Raw genomic sequence first — 11992 nt, forward strand, 5'->3', positions numbered from 1 at the left:
TGCCGATTGAAAAAAACCGTGTCGCGCCCCATGTTGCATGCAACGTGCAACAGCAGGTGCCGTATGAACGAACCCGAAGACATCGAAGTCGTCGCCGAACCGGCCGCGCAAACCAGCCACAGCCTGGCGCTGCCCGACCAGCAGCTGCCGGACAAGCTGTATGTGATCCCGATTCACAACCGCCCACTGTTCCCGGCGCAGATACTGCCGGTAATCGTAAACCCACAGCCCTGGGCCAAGACCCTGGAGCTGGTGTCGAACACCGCGCACAAGTGCCTGGCGCTGTTCTACCTGGACAGTCCGCCCGGCGACGCCGCAGCCTTCGACCCCGACAGCCTGCCGCAGCACGGCACCCTGGTACGCGTGCACCATGCGGCCGAGGAAGGCGGCAAGCTGCAGTTCGTCGCCCAGGGCCTGACCCGCGTGCGCATCCGTGGCTGGCTCAGCCGCAAGCCGCCGTATCTGGCCGAGGTCGACTACCCGAAGAGCCCCCTCGACCCGCGCGACGAGGTCAAGGCCTACGGCATGGCCCTGATCAACGCGATCAAGGAACTGCTGCCGCTCAACCCGCTGTACAGCGAGGAACTGAAGAACTACCTGAACCGCTTCAGCCCCAACGACCCGTCGCCCCTGACCGACTTCGCCGCGGCGCTGACCAGCGCCCCCGGCGCCGAGCTGCAGGAGGTGCTGGACACCGTGCCGATGCTCAAGCGCATGGAGAAGGTGCTGCCGCTGCTGCGCAAGGAGGTGGAGGTCGGCCGCCTGCAGAAGGAGCTGTCGGCGGAGGTCAACCGCAAGATCGGCGAGCGCCAGCGCGAGTTCTTCCTCAAGGAACAGCTGAAGATCATCCAGCAGGAACTGGGCCTGAGCAAAGACGACCGCAGCGCCGACCTCGAGCAGTTCGAGCAGCGCCTGGAGGGCAAGACCCTGCCGGAGCAGGCGCGCAAGCGCATCGACGAGGAGCTGAACAAGCTGTCGATCCTCGAGACCGGCTCGCCGGAATATGCGGTGACGCGCAACTACCTGGACTGGGCCACCGCCCTGCCGTGGGGCGTCTACGGCCAGGACAAGCTCGACCTCAAGCACGCCCGCCAGGTGCTCGACGCCCACCACGCCGGCATGGACGACATCAAGTCGCGGATCACCGAATTCCTCGCGGTCGGCGCCTTCAAGGGCGAGATCGCCGGCAGCATCGTGCTGCTGGTCGGCCCACCGGGCGTGGGCAAGACCAGTATCGGCAAGTCCATCGCCGAAAGCCTCGGCCGGCCCTTCTACCGCTTCAGCGTCGGCGGCATGCGCGACGAGGCGGAGATCAAGGGCCACCGCCGCACCTACATCGGCGCCCTGCCGGGCAAACTGGTACAGGCGCTGAAGGAGGTCGAGGTGATGAACCCGGTGATCATGCTCGACGAGATCGACAAGCTCGGCGCCAGCTTCCAGGGCGACCCGGCCTCGGCCCTGCTGGAGACCCTCGACCCGGAGCAGAACGTCGAGTTCCTCGACCACTACCTGGACCTGCGCCTGGACCTGTCCAAGGTGCTGTTCGTCTGTACCGCCAACACCCTGGACTCGATCCCCGGGCCGCTGCTCGACCGCATGGAGGTGATCCGCCTGTCCGGCTATATAACCGAGGAGAAGCTGGCCATCGCCAAGCGCCATCTGTGGCCCAAGCAACTGGCCAAGGCCGGAGTGGCGAAGAAGAACCTGTCGATCAGCGATGCCGCCCTGCGCGCCTTGATCGAGGGCTACGCCCGCGAGGCCGGCGTGCGCCAGCTGGAGAAGCAACTCGGCAAACTGGTGCGCAAGGCGGTGGTCAAGCTGCTCGAGGCACCGGACGACAAGGTGAAGATCGCCGCCAAGGACCTGGAGGACTACCTGGGCATGCCGGTGTTCCGCAGCGAGCAGGTGCTGTCGGGCATCGGCGTGATCACCGGCCTGGCGTGGACCAGCATGGGCGGCGCGACCCTGCCGATCGAGGCGACCCGCATCCATACCCTCAGCCGCGGCTTCAAGCTCACCGGCCAGCTCGGCGAAGTGATGAAGGAGTCGGCGGAGATCGCCCACAGCTACATCAGCTCGCAGTTGCAGAAGTACGGCGGCAAGCCGGGCTTCTTCGACGAGGCCTTCGTCCACCTGCACGTGCCGGAAGGCGCCACGCCCAAGGACGGCCCCAGCGCCGGCATCAGCATGGCCAGCGCGCTGCTGTCGCTGGCTCGCAACCAGGCGCCGAAGAAGGGCGTGGCGATGACCGGCGAGCTGACCCTCACCGGCCAGGTCCTGGCGATCGGCGGGGTGCGCGAGAAGGTGATCGCCGCCCGCCGGCAGAAGCTCTTCGAGCTGATCCTGCCCGAGGCCAACCGCGGCTCCTATGAAGAGTTGCCGGACTACCTCAAGGAAGGATTGACCGTGCACTTCGCCAAGCGCTTCGCCGACGTGGCCAAGGTGTTGTTCGCCTGAGCAGCCATGCGCCAGGGGGCGGCGGCGCCGCGCCGTTCCCCCGCGGCCTTCCTCCAGAAGCCGCTCAGCGGCTATGCTGACCGGCGTTTGCCGTCCTCTGGAGTCCGACCATGCCCAACGCCCAACGCCTGCTGCTACCCCTCGGCCTGGCCCTGCTGACGGCCTGCGCCCACAAGCCCGGCAGCGTGACCGTGCAGAAGCAGAGCCAGTGTCCACTCCGCCTGTACAGTGGTCAGCAACTGGTGCTGATCCTGCCGAGCAACCCGACCACGGGCTTTCGCTGGGTGATCCGCGACGCCGCTGACAGCGTGCTCAACAGCCTCGGCCCGGAGGTCTATAGCAACCCGGAGGATGCCGGCCTAGTCGGCAGCGCGGGGCAATCGACCTGGCTGTTCAACGCCGCGCAGCCCGGCAAGGGCCACCTGCTGCTGACCTACCAGCGCCCCTGGGAACCCGAAGTCGCCCCGGCGAAGACCTTCGACTGCCCCATTGCGGTTAGATAATTTCCCCGGGTAGATCCCCGACGGACGGTGTGCAGACGTCTGCAGACGACGCCGGGCAGGTCCGCCTATTCCCCGCGCCGGGAGCCTAACCCGGGCGCTACCGTCTTGCCGAGGACGCTCGGCACAGCGCCTCACGCGTGACCGCTCGTCCCATCCTGGGCCCGCCGGGCAGCAGAGAAAAAGGGCGAAGTACGGCCAGATCGACTATAGAAAGTAGAACGGATCTAACTTCTGGGGGAAGACGACATGAGAGTCGACTGGCGTGAAGTTGTAGTGATCGTGAGCCTGTTCTACCTGAGTGGTTGTAGCAGCCTGTTACCCAGCGAGCGCGCCGAGGTACAGTCGCCGTTCAGCGACTACCTGGATGCGGAAATACGCTACTCCCAAGCGATTCCTGGCCGGACCACGCGTTCGGAGTTGTTCTCTCTGGGCTTCGACCCACTGGCCGAGGGCAACGGCAAGATGCTCTCGTTCATCGATGTGCGGCTGATGTTCGTCCAGCCCAATGTCCCCATCAGCTACCTGCCGGATGGCCTTATGGAATGCCTGGAGGCCAAGGATCGCTGCGTCGGCTATGCGTTCGAATTCAACAAGACCGACACCCAGCGGGTCGGCAACTTCTGGGCCGATATATTCAACTTCCGCAAGAGACGGGAACTGCAGGGCTGGACTTTCCGTGCGGTGTTCGTGGTGGTCGACGACATGCTGGTGCACAAGGTCAGCAATGGCGAACCGAACATCCGGCACATGGAGGTCAAGCGCAATCCACTTGGGCCGCTACAGGGCGCCGGGGAGTTCTTCTCTGATCAACTGAAGTAAACACCTTTCCACGAGCCCGCAGAGTCCGGCACGGCGCCGGACCTGCCATAGCTGCTCGCGGCCCCTAGGCGAAACTGTCGCTCTGCAGGTTTTTCAACCAACCCGGTCCTTCTTCCTCGCGGACCTCTTCCGTAGGTTCCGGCGCCTCGGCCGAGGAGGTCGAAACCATGGTCATGGTCAGCGGATCGAAAGAATAGGTCACAGTCGTCCAGCTCGCAGTTCTGCGGGTAATGGGCGGGAAGGCCGCGGCGGTGGTCTTCGGCGCAGGGTCCGGCGCCAGGCCGGCGAGATCCCGCAGAATCGCGTCCACGCAGACCTTGGCCTGCGCATTGGCCATGTGCCCGGACTTGGCCTGCCCGGTCGACTGGGAATCGCCCAGCACATGGACGTTCGCGGCCGGAGCCAGAGTACTGGCGTAGTTCAGCGGATTGACCGGGGCGAACCGACTGCCGTCTGGTACCAAGCCACTGTCGAAGACCAACCGTCCAGCCTTCTGCGCCGGAATCAGGTTGATCACATCGGCCGTCACCGAATCGGCCAGACCGTCGCGGCTGATGTCCAGGCGCATGTTCAATGCGTCTGCGGCGTTGACCGTGACATTCGGTACGTACTCGACGATATCCCGGTAGACCCCTGCGAACGCGGCGCTGAACGTGCGGCGCATGCCGGCGATGGCCGGGTTGGCGTCGAGGATGAGGATCTTCGAGCCTGGGCGCTTGCGGCGGAAGAAATCGGCTACCACCGTGGCCCGCTCGTAGGGCGCGGTATGGGCGCGGAAGGGCGTCTTCGGAATGGCGATGACGAAGGTGCCGCCAGCCGGCATGGCCATCAACTGGTCCCGCAACAGAGTCGTCTGCTCGCCGGCAATCCAGGCATGGGGCATAGCCTGGAAGTCGTGACCTTGCACGGGTTCAAAGTCGATGCCCGGCGCCAGAATCACATGCTCGTACTCCAGGCTCGCGCCGCTCGCCAGATGCACCGTATTGCTCGTCGGGTCGACCGATACGGCCCGGTCGGCCAACAGGGCGACGCCATAGCGGTCGCGCAAGGCAGTCAATGGGTTGCTCAGATCGGCCAGCGCGGTTTCCCCGGTCAGCACCAGGTTGCTGCCGACACAGGAGACGTGGGCCGCCGCCGGGTCGACCAGGGTCACATTTAGGTCATGGCCGAACAGGCGGAGGTACTTGGCGGCGGTCGCGCCGGCGAACCCGCCTCCGAGCACAACGATCCGTGCGCCGGCGGCCGCGTGCAAGGAGAAAGGCAACGCGGCGAGCGCCACACCAGTCCCGCAGACCTGGATAAATCTACGACGATTCAAACTATTCATGATTTGTCCTCCGGTTGCTGGCGATGACTCAGTGGTCGTCACGATCGCCGCCTATGCTTCCCAGGTAGTCGGCGATCAGGCGCAGCTCTTCGTCGCTGTAGGCCTTGGCCTGCTGGTTCATTACGCTGACTTCATCCGAAGCCTTCATTTCCAGCAGGTCTTCGAGAAGATCGTCTGCATCCTCGCCATCGATGCTGTCGATCTGGCTCTGCGACTGACCGTTGGTGCCATGGCACTGGAAACACTGGGTCGCCAGCAGGCGCCCCGCCGGAGGCCCGGCCACAGGCTCGGCAGGTTCGGCGGCCAGTGCCGATACACTGCCGGCGGCAAGCAGGCTGATAATCAAGGGGGTGACTAGATGTTTCACCGTTTGACCCTCCTAAAGAGATGATCTTGTTGTAGTACGGTGAACCTTGGCGCAGGCGAAACCCTCGCCATACAGTGGGCAGTGGGGATCGGGGCGCCTTTCCGTGGTGGGAGTACTGCAGAGGGCCTCAGCCCTTAACGCACTCAGCCTAGACCAATTACCCAACCAGATAAGACCATTGGTCTTAAAGAAAATAAGACTAAGGTCTTAAAAACGACCGCCTTATGAGGAGCGTGATCCATACTTCCCGCTCCGCCACTCCCCAGGCTTTGGTCACGGACGCGTCTTGGGTAAAATGCCGGCCGTCCCTTCCGCCTTGGAATCCCCGTGCGCCAGCCCCCCGACCGTCTCTTCGCCCAACCCCTGGCCCAGGTGCCGGACTTCGTCTTCAACGAGGACGTGGTGCGGGTATTCCCCGACATGATCAAGCGTTCGGTGCCCGGCTACCCGACCATTGTCGAGAACATCGGCGTACTGGCCGGGCGCTTCGCCCAGCCGCACAGCGTGCTGTACGACCTGGGCGCCTCCCTCGGCGCCGTGACCCAGGCGTTGCGTCGCCATGTGCAGATCGCGGATTGCCGGGTGATCGCGGTGGACAACTCCAGCGCCATGGTCGAGCGCTGCCGCGAATACCTGCATGCCCAGGACGCCATGTTCCAGGAGCTGCTACCGGTCGAGGTGCTCGAGGCCGACATTCTCGCCCTCGAGTTCCAGCCGGCCTCGCTGGTCGCGCTGAACTTCACCCTGCAGTTCATCCAGCCCAAGCAGCGCCTGGCCCTGCTCGGGCGCATCCGCCAGGCCCTGTTGCCTGGCGGCGCGTTGATCCTCTCGGAGAAGCTGCGCTTCGAAGACAGCGAGGCGCACGAATTGCTGGGCGAGCTGCATATCGCCTTCAAGCGCGCCAACGGCTACAGCGAGCTGGAGATCGCCCAGAAACGTAGCGCCATCGAGAAGGTGATGCTGCCCGACAGCCTGGAGCAACACCGTGAGCGTCTGCTGGCCGCGGGTTTCAGCAAGGTAGTGCCCTGGTTCCAGTGCCTGAACTTCGCCTCGCTGATTGCCCTGCCATGATCAATCGTCTCGATCTTGACGCCCTGCAGGAAAAACTGGCGGGCACCCCGCTGCAGGACTGGACCGCCGGCCTGCCCGGCCAGATCGACGCCAAGCTGGCGATCGGTCACGGCGACCTGCAGCGCTGGTACGGCGCCGTGCAGGCGTTGCCGCCACTGCCCGTGGAGCATCTGGAGCTGCAGCAGCGCTTCCGCTTCGACGGCCCCTGCGATGAACGCAGCCGAGCGGCTCTAAAGAACGCCCTGCAAGGGTTGATTCCCTGGCGCAAGGGGCCTTTCGAACTGTTCGGCGTGCACGTCGATACGGAATGGCGCTCGGACTGGAAATGGCAGCGCGTCGCCCCCTACCTCGACCTCGCCGGCAAGCGCGTGCTGGATGTCGGCTGCGGCAACGGCTACTACATGTGGCGCATGCTCGGTGCCGGTGCCGACAGCGTGGTCGGCATCGACCCCAACTGGCTGTTCCTCTGCCAGTTCCTGGCGATCAAGCATTACCTTCCGGAGCTGCCGGCGTGGCACCTGCCCCTGGCCTTCGAGGAGCTGCCGGGCAAGCTGCAGGGGTTCGACACGGTCTTCTCCATGGGCGTGCTCTATCACCGGCGATCGCCAGTCGACCACCTGCTCGACCTCAAGGACTGCCTGGTCAAGGGCGGCGAACTGGTGCTGGAGACCCTGGTGGTGGAAGGCGATGCCCAGCAGGTGCTGGTGCCGGAAGACCGCTACGCGCAGATGCGCAACGTCTGGTTCCTGCCCTCGGTACCGGCGCTGCAACTGTGGTTGCGCCGCGCCGGCTTTACCGAGGTGCGCTGCGTCGACGTCAGCACCACCTCGGTACAGGAGCAGCGCGCCACCGACTGGATGCGCTTCCAGTCGCTGCCGGAGTTTCTCGACCCGGCCGACCACAGCCGCACAATCGAAGGCCTGCCGGCGCCGACCCGCGCCGTGCTGATCGCACGCAAGCCCTGACCCTCGCTGGGTGACGCACGCCCCATCCACCATAAGGTGGATGAAACCGCGTCATCCACCCTAGGGGGTTCTTAGCCGCGATTGGCCGCCGCGACGATCAGCTGCTTCATCTCCGCCACCGCCTGCTTGAAGCCGACGAACAAGGCGTGCGCGACCAGCGCGTGACCGATATTCAGCTCGTTGATCCCGGCAATCGCCGCCACCGGCTCGACGTTGTGATAGTGCAGGCCATGGCCGGCATTGACGATCAGGCCGTGGGCCAGGCCGCAAGCCACGCCGTCGCGAATCCGCGCCAGCTCCTTGGCCGCCTCGACCGGGGTTTCGGCGTCGGCATAGCGCCCGGTGTGCAACTCGATGGCGGGTGCACCGACTCGCTTGGAGGCCTCGATCTGCCGTTCTTCGGGGTCGATGAACAGGGACACCTCGCAGCCGATCTTGCTCAGGCGCTCCACCGCCGCTCGAATCCGCGCCTCCTGCCCGGCCACATCCAGGCCACCCTCGGTGGTCAGCTCCTGGCGGGTCTCCGGCACCAGGCAGACGTGTTCGGGACAGATGCTCTCGGCGAAGGCAAGCATCTCCTCGGTGACCCCCATCTCGAAGTTCATCCGCGTCTGCAGCACCTCCTTGAGCACCCGCACGTCGCGCTCCTGGATATGCCGGCGATCCTCGCGCAGGTGCACGGTGATGCCGTCGGCACCGGCCTCCTCGGCGTCCAGGGCGGCCTTCACCGGGTCCGGGTAGCGGGTGCCTCGGGCCTGGCGCAGGGTCGCCACATGGTCGATGTTCACACCCAGCAGAATTCGATTGGCATCAGTCACGCGGTGGCTCCTTGAGCGTCATGAATAACTCGCGGCTGACCAGCGGTCGACCGCCTAAATGGGGTGCCAGGGCCTGGCGCATCAGGCGCTTGGCGGCGGCCAGGGCGCCGGGCGCACTCCAGTCGGCCTGGGCCATGGCCAGCAGCTCGGCACCCTGGAAAATTCCCGGCTGCAACTGCCCGACCGGCACCAGCCCCACATCGACCTGCAGGCGATAGAGCCCGCCGGCGGCAATGGGCTGACCGTGCAGGTCCAGGTCCAAGGCGAAACCATAGCCCAGCTGGTCGAGCAGGCGCCACTCGAAGGCACGCAGCAGGGGCTCCAGTGGCCGCCCCTGGGCCAGGGCCTGCAACGTGAGGGCATAGTGTTCGAAGACTGCCGGATGGGGGTCTTCCGCCGGCAGCAGGCGGATCAGCAGCTCATTCAGGTACAGGCCGCTGAACAACGCCTCGCCACTGAGCAGGTTGGGAATGCCGGCGGCCTCCAGGCGGCCGACATTCTTCAGCTCGCCACGCCCGCGAAACTCCGCCTCCAGCGGCACGAAGGGCCGCGCCAGGGTGCCGGCCCGGCCCCGCGCCCCGCGCAGCACCGCGCGCAGACGGCCCTGGGGCGTGAGGAAGTCGACCAGCGCGCTGGTCTCGCGGTAGGCACGGCTGTGCAGGACATAGGCGGGCTGGCTGAGCGCAAGCATGAGCGGTGGCTACTCGCAGTGGCGGGCGCGAGGACGCGCCCGCAGGCGGCTCAGATGTCGTCGTAGCCCAGCGAACGCAGAGCGCGCTCGTCGTCCGACCAGCCGCCTTTGACCTTGACCCAGAGGTTGAGCATGACCCTGGAGTCGAACATCACCTCCATGTCCTTGCGCGCCTCCTGGCCGATGCGTTTGATCCGTTCGCCCTTGTCGCCGATGATGATCTTCTTCTGCCCGTCGCGCTCGACCAGGATCAGCGCATGGATGTGCAGGATGCGCCCTTCGCGCTTGAACTCCTCGATCTCCACGGTGATCTGGTAAGGCAGCTCGGCACCGAGCTGGCGCATGATCTTCTCGCGCACCAGCTCGGCGGCGAAGAAGCGGCTGGAGCGGTCGGTCACCTGGTCTTCCGGAAAGAAGTGCACGCCCTCGGGCAGGCGCTCGCCCACCAGCCTCTCCAGGGTCTCGAGGTTGTGCCCGTGCTGCGCCGAGATCGGCACGATCTCGGCGTTGGGCAGCTGCTGCGCCAGCCATTCCAGATGCGGCATCAGCTCGGCCTTCTCCTCGATGCGATCGGTCTTGTTGACCGCCAGGATCACCGGGCCCTGCACGTATTGAACGCGCTCCAGGACCATCTGGTCCTCCTCGGTCCAGCGGGTGCGGTCGACCACGAAGATCACCACGTCGACGTCCTTCAACGCCGCCGAGGCATTCTTGTTCATGTAGCGGTTGAGGGCTTTCTCGCTGTTCTTGTGCAGACCCGGGGTGTCGACATAGATGGCCTGCACCTCGCCCTCGGTCTTGATCCCGAGCATGTTGTGGCGGGTGGTCTGCGGCTTGCGCGAGGTGATCGCCAGCTTCTGGCCGAGGATGTGGTTGAGCAGCGTCGACTTGCCCACGTTGGGCCGGCCGACGATGGCGACATAGCCACAGCGTGTTACGGGTGCATCAGTCATTGCCATTCTCCACACCCAGGGCGATCAGGGCGGCTGCCGCGGCGACCTGCTCGGCGATGCGCCGGCTGGCCCCCTGCCCCAGGGTCTTTTCGTTCAATAGGGTGACCTGACACTCGACCACGAATGTCCGGCAATGCGGCTCGCCCTGGACATCCACCACCTCGTAGCGCGGCAGGTCACAGGCGCGCGACTGCAAGAACTCCTGCAGGCGCGTCTTCGGGTCCTTGTTGGTATCGACCAGGGTCAGGCCGTCCAGTTCGTTGCTCAGCCAGGCCAGCACGCGTTCACGGGCCGCTTCCATGCCGGCATCCAGATAGATGGCGCCGATCAGAGCCTCCAGGGCATCGGCGAGGATGGATTCGCGGCGAAAACCGCCGCTCTTCAGCTCGCCGGAGCCGAGACGCAGGTATTCGCCCAGGTCGAAGCCGCGGGCCAGCACGGCCAGGGTCTCGCCCTTGACCAGGCGCGCGCGCAGACGCGACAGCTGGCCTTCCCGGGCCTGGGGAAAACGCTCGAACAGCGCCTCGCCGGCGACGAAGTTGAGGATGGCATCGCCGAGGAACTCCAGGCGCTCATTGTTGCGCCCGGCGAAGCTGCGGTGGGTGAGCGCCAGGATCATCAGGTCCTGGTCCTTGAAGCTGTAGCCGAGCTGACGCTCCAGGCGGTCTAACGAAACGCTCACGGCATGCGCACGCGGTATTCTTTGTCGAATCGCGCCACCAGGTCGAGGTTCTGGATCAGCGGCTCGCGCTTCTCGTATTTCAGGTGGGCGACGAACTGGTTGTTCTCGACCTTGACCTTGAGCACCTCGCGCAGGTCCAGATCGCGGATGCTGTTGACCTGCATGCCCTTGTCGACGTGGGAGTAGAAGTCACCCACCGTCCTGATCTCCAGGCCCTGGTCGGTACCCACCGAGGTGATCATCTTTTCCATCGACATGTAGTCGAGGTAATGCGGCAGCATCTTGAATGCAGTGCTGGCGAAGAATGCCACAACCGCCAGTACCGCCAGCCAGCTGAGTACCGACAACCCCTTCTGCGAACGCGCAAACGTCATATTTGACCCCAGATTTCTGAGTAAAGTGAGAGCCATGCCGGCTCTTAGTACAAGACTATAGAGAGCGTGCGGCGTTACCTTGAACAGCGCCGCAAAAAATCAGACCGTCAGTGAATCAGGCCGACCCGAGAGAAATTCGGCAGATTGCGCAACTTCGGATCCGGCCAGCTCATCCATACGGCGAAGGCCTTACCGACGATATTCCGGTCCGGCACCATGCCCAGCAGCGGCTTGGGAATATTCGGGTCGTTCCAGTAGCGACTGTCGTTGGAGTTGTCGCGGTTGTCGCCCATCATGAAGTAATGGCCCTCTGGCACCACCCACTCACGGCCCGGCTCGACGCGATAACGGCGCATTTCCTTGCGGATCAGGTGCTCCATCTCGCCCAGCCGTTCTTGGTAGAGCGCCACGCTGCCGAGGCTGCCCGGTTCTTCGCCGAGCAACTGTTCGGCCACCGGCTTGCCATTGACGAACAGCCGCTTGTCGCTGCTGTAACGTACGTGATCGCCGGCTAACCCCACCACTCGCTTGATGTAGTTGATGTTCGGGTCGCTGGGGTAGCGAAACACCATGACGTCGCCACGCTGGGGATCGGCGACGTCGATGATCTTGGTATCCAGAACAGGCAGGCGGATACCGTAGGCAAACTTGTTGACCAGGATGAAGTCGCCCACTTCCAGGGTCGGCTTCATCGAGCCAGAAGGAATCTGGAACGGTTCGACCAGAAACGAACGCAGCACCAGGACAATCGCCAGCACCGGGAAGAACGACTTGCCGTACTCCACCAACAGCGGTTCCTTGCTCAGACGCTCGACCACCGCCTCGTCGGGGTCGTCGACCTGCCCCTGATACTGGTCGATAGCCGCGCGACGGCGCGGCGCCAGGAAGATCAGGTCGAATAGCGCCAGCAGACCACAGACCGCGACGGCAACGACCAGCAACAGCGGGAAATTGATCGACATAAG

At 64.7% G+C, this 11992-nt stretch carries 13 protein-coding genes; 5 read left to right on the forward strand and 8 right to left on the reverse strand.

Going from position 1 to position 11992, the window contains the following annotated elements; translation table 11 throughout:
* Positions 1 to 63: 63 nt before the first annotated feature.
* The 3 genes from lon to ACSX1D_RS15295 all read left to right on the forward strand — a co-directional run bounded on the left by lon (position 64) and on the right by ACSX1D_RS15295 (position 3779).
* Positions 64 to 2457, forward strand: a complete 2394-nt coding sequence (gene lon, locus ACSX1D_RS15285) for an endopeptidase La (protein ID WP_439859316.1) — start codon at positions 64 to 66, stop codon at positions 2455 to 2457.
* Between the two features lie 110 nt (positions 2458 to 2567).
* Positions 2568 to 2960: a protease inhibitor I42 family protein gene (locus tag ACSX1D_RS15290; protein ID WP_439859317.1), complete on the forward strand. Its 393-nt coding sequence runs from the start codon at positions 2568 to 2570 to the stop codon at positions 2958 to 2960.
* A gap of 246 nt (positions 2961 to 3206) precedes the next feature.
* A complete protein-coding gene (locus tag ACSX1D_RS15295; RefSeq protein WP_439859318.1) occupies positions 3207 to 3779 on the forward strand; it encodes a hypothetical protein in 573 nt (190 codons plus the stop codon).
* A 64-nt stretch (positions 3780 to 3843) separates the two neighbouring features.
* Here the strand turns inward: ACSX1D_RS15295 and ACSX1D_RS15300 are convergent, their stop codons facing one another.
* Positions 3844 to 5058, reverse strand: a complete 1215-nt coding sequence (locus ACSX1D_RS15300) for an FAD-dependent oxidoreductase (RefSeq protein ID WP_439859319.1) — start codon at positions 5056 to 5058, stop codon at positions 3844 to 3846.
* A gap of 76 nt (positions 5059 to 5134) precedes the next feature.
* Positions 5135 to 5473 (reverse strand): c-type cytochrome, encoded by a 339-nt coding sequence (locus tag ACSX1D_RS15305; protein WP_439859320.1) that lies wholly within the window; start codon positions 5471 to 5473, stop codon positions 5135 to 5137.
* Between the two features lie 327 nt (positions 5474 to 5800).
* Here ACSX1D_RS15305 and cmoA point away from each other — a divergent pair, with 327 nt between their 5' ends.
* Both cmoA and cmoB read left to right on the forward strand, forming a co-directional pair.
* Complete coding sequence (gene cmoA, locus ACSX1D_RS15310) at positions 5801 to 6544, forward strand: carboxy-S-adenosyl-L-methionine synthase CmoA (RefSeq protein ID WP_439859321.1); 744 nt, start codon at positions 5801 to 5803, stop codon at positions 6542 to 6544.
* A complete protein-coding gene (gene cmoB / locus ACSX1D_RS15315; RefSeq protein WP_439859322.1) occupies positions 6541 to 7509 on the forward strand; it encodes a tRNA 5-methoxyuridine(34)/uridine 5-oxyacetic acid(34) synthase CmoB in 969 nt (322 codons plus the stop codon). The genes cmoA and cmoB overlap by 4 nt, the downstream gene beginning before the upstream one ends.
* 71 nt (positions 7510 to 7580) lie before the next feature.
* Here cmoB and pdxJ read toward each other — a convergent pair whose 3' ends face one another.
* The 6 genes from pdxJ to lepB form a co-directional block, all read right to left on the reverse strand.
* Positions 7581 to 8327, reverse strand: coding sequence for a pyridoxine 5'-phosphate synthase (gene pdxJ / locus ACSX1D_RS15320; protein WP_439859323.1), 747 nt, complete (start codon positions 8325 to 8327; stop codon positions 7581 to 7583).
* Positions 8320 to 9018, reverse strand: coding sequence for a DNA repair protein RecO (recO, locus tag ACSX1D_RS15325; RefSeq protein WP_439859324.1), 699 nt, complete (start codon positions 9016 to 9018; stop codon positions 8320 to 8322). Before recO ends, pdxJ begins: the two co-directional genes overlap by 8 nt.
* A 50-nt stretch (positions 9019 to 9068) precedes the next feature.
* Positions 9069 to 9971 carry a GTPase Era gene (gene era / locus ACSX1D_RS15330; RefSeq protein ID WP_439859325.1) on the reverse strand — a complete coding sequence of 301 codons (903 nt, stop codon included), beginning with the start codon at positions 9969 to 9971 and terminating at the stop codon, positions 9069 to 9071.
* Positions 9964 to 10653, reverse strand: coding sequence for a ribonuclease III (rnc, locus tag ACSX1D_RS15335; RefSeq protein ID WP_439859326.1), 690 nt, complete (start codon positions 10651 to 10653; stop codon positions 9964 to 9966). Before rnc ends, era begins: the two co-directional genes overlap by 8 nt.
* A complete protein-coding gene (locus ACSX1D_RS15340; protein WP_439859327.1) occupies positions 10650 to 11027 on the reverse strand; it encodes a DUF4845 domain-containing protein in 378 nt (125 codons plus the stop codon). The genes rnc and ACSX1D_RS15340 overlap by 4 nt, the downstream gene beginning before the upstream one ends.
* Positions 11028 to 11134: 107 nt before the next feature.
* Entirely contained in the window at positions 11135 to 11989 is an 855-nt protein-coding gene (lepB, locus tag ACSX1D_RS15345) for a signal peptidase I (RefSeq protein ID WP_439859328.1), read from the reverse strand.
* Between the last annotated feature and the right edge of the window lie 3 nt (positions 11990 to 11992).

Origin of the sequence: Pseudomonas sp. MBLB4136 (assembly GCF_051904765.1) — a bacterium.
In the GTDB taxonomy this organism is placed as follows: domain Bacteria; phylum Pseudomonadota; class Gammaproteobacteria; order Pseudomonadales; family Pseudomonadaceae; genus Aquipseudomonas.

Excerpts from the sequence above, each read along its gene's own strand:
- lon (WP_439859316.1), top strand. The coding sequence starts at position 64 with ATGAACGAACCCGAAGACATCGAAGTCGTCGCCGAACCGGCCGCGCAA.
- ACSX1D_RS15290 (WP_439859317.1), top strand. The coding sequence starts at position 2,568 with ATGCCCAACGCCCAACGCCTGCTGCTACCCCTCGGCCTGGCCCTGCTG.
- ACSX1D_RS15295 (WP_439859318.1), top strand. The coding sequence starts at position 3,207 with ATGAGAGTCGACTGGCGTGAAGTTGTAGTGATCGTGAGCCTGTTCTAC.
- cmoB (WP_439859322.1), top strand. The coding sequence starts at position 6,541 with ATGATCAATCGTCTCGATCTTGACGCCCTGCAGGAAAAACTGGCGGGC.
- recO (WP_439859324.1), bottom strand. The coding sequence starts at position 9,018 with ATGCTTGCGCTCAGCCAGCCCGCCTATGTCCTGCACAGCCGTGCCTAC.
- era (WP_439859325.1), bottom strand. The coding sequence starts at position 9,971 with ATGACTGATGCACCCGTAACACGCTGTGGCTATGTCGCCATCGTCGGC.
- ACSX1D_RS15340 (WP_439859327.1), bottom strand. The coding sequence starts at position 11,027 with ATGACGTTTGCGCGTTCGCAGAAGGGGTTGTCGGTACTCAGCTGGCTG.
- lepB (WP_439859328.1), bottom strand. The coding sequence starts at position 11,989 with ATGTCGATCAATTTCCCGCTGTTGCTGGTCGTTGCCGTCGCGGTCTGT.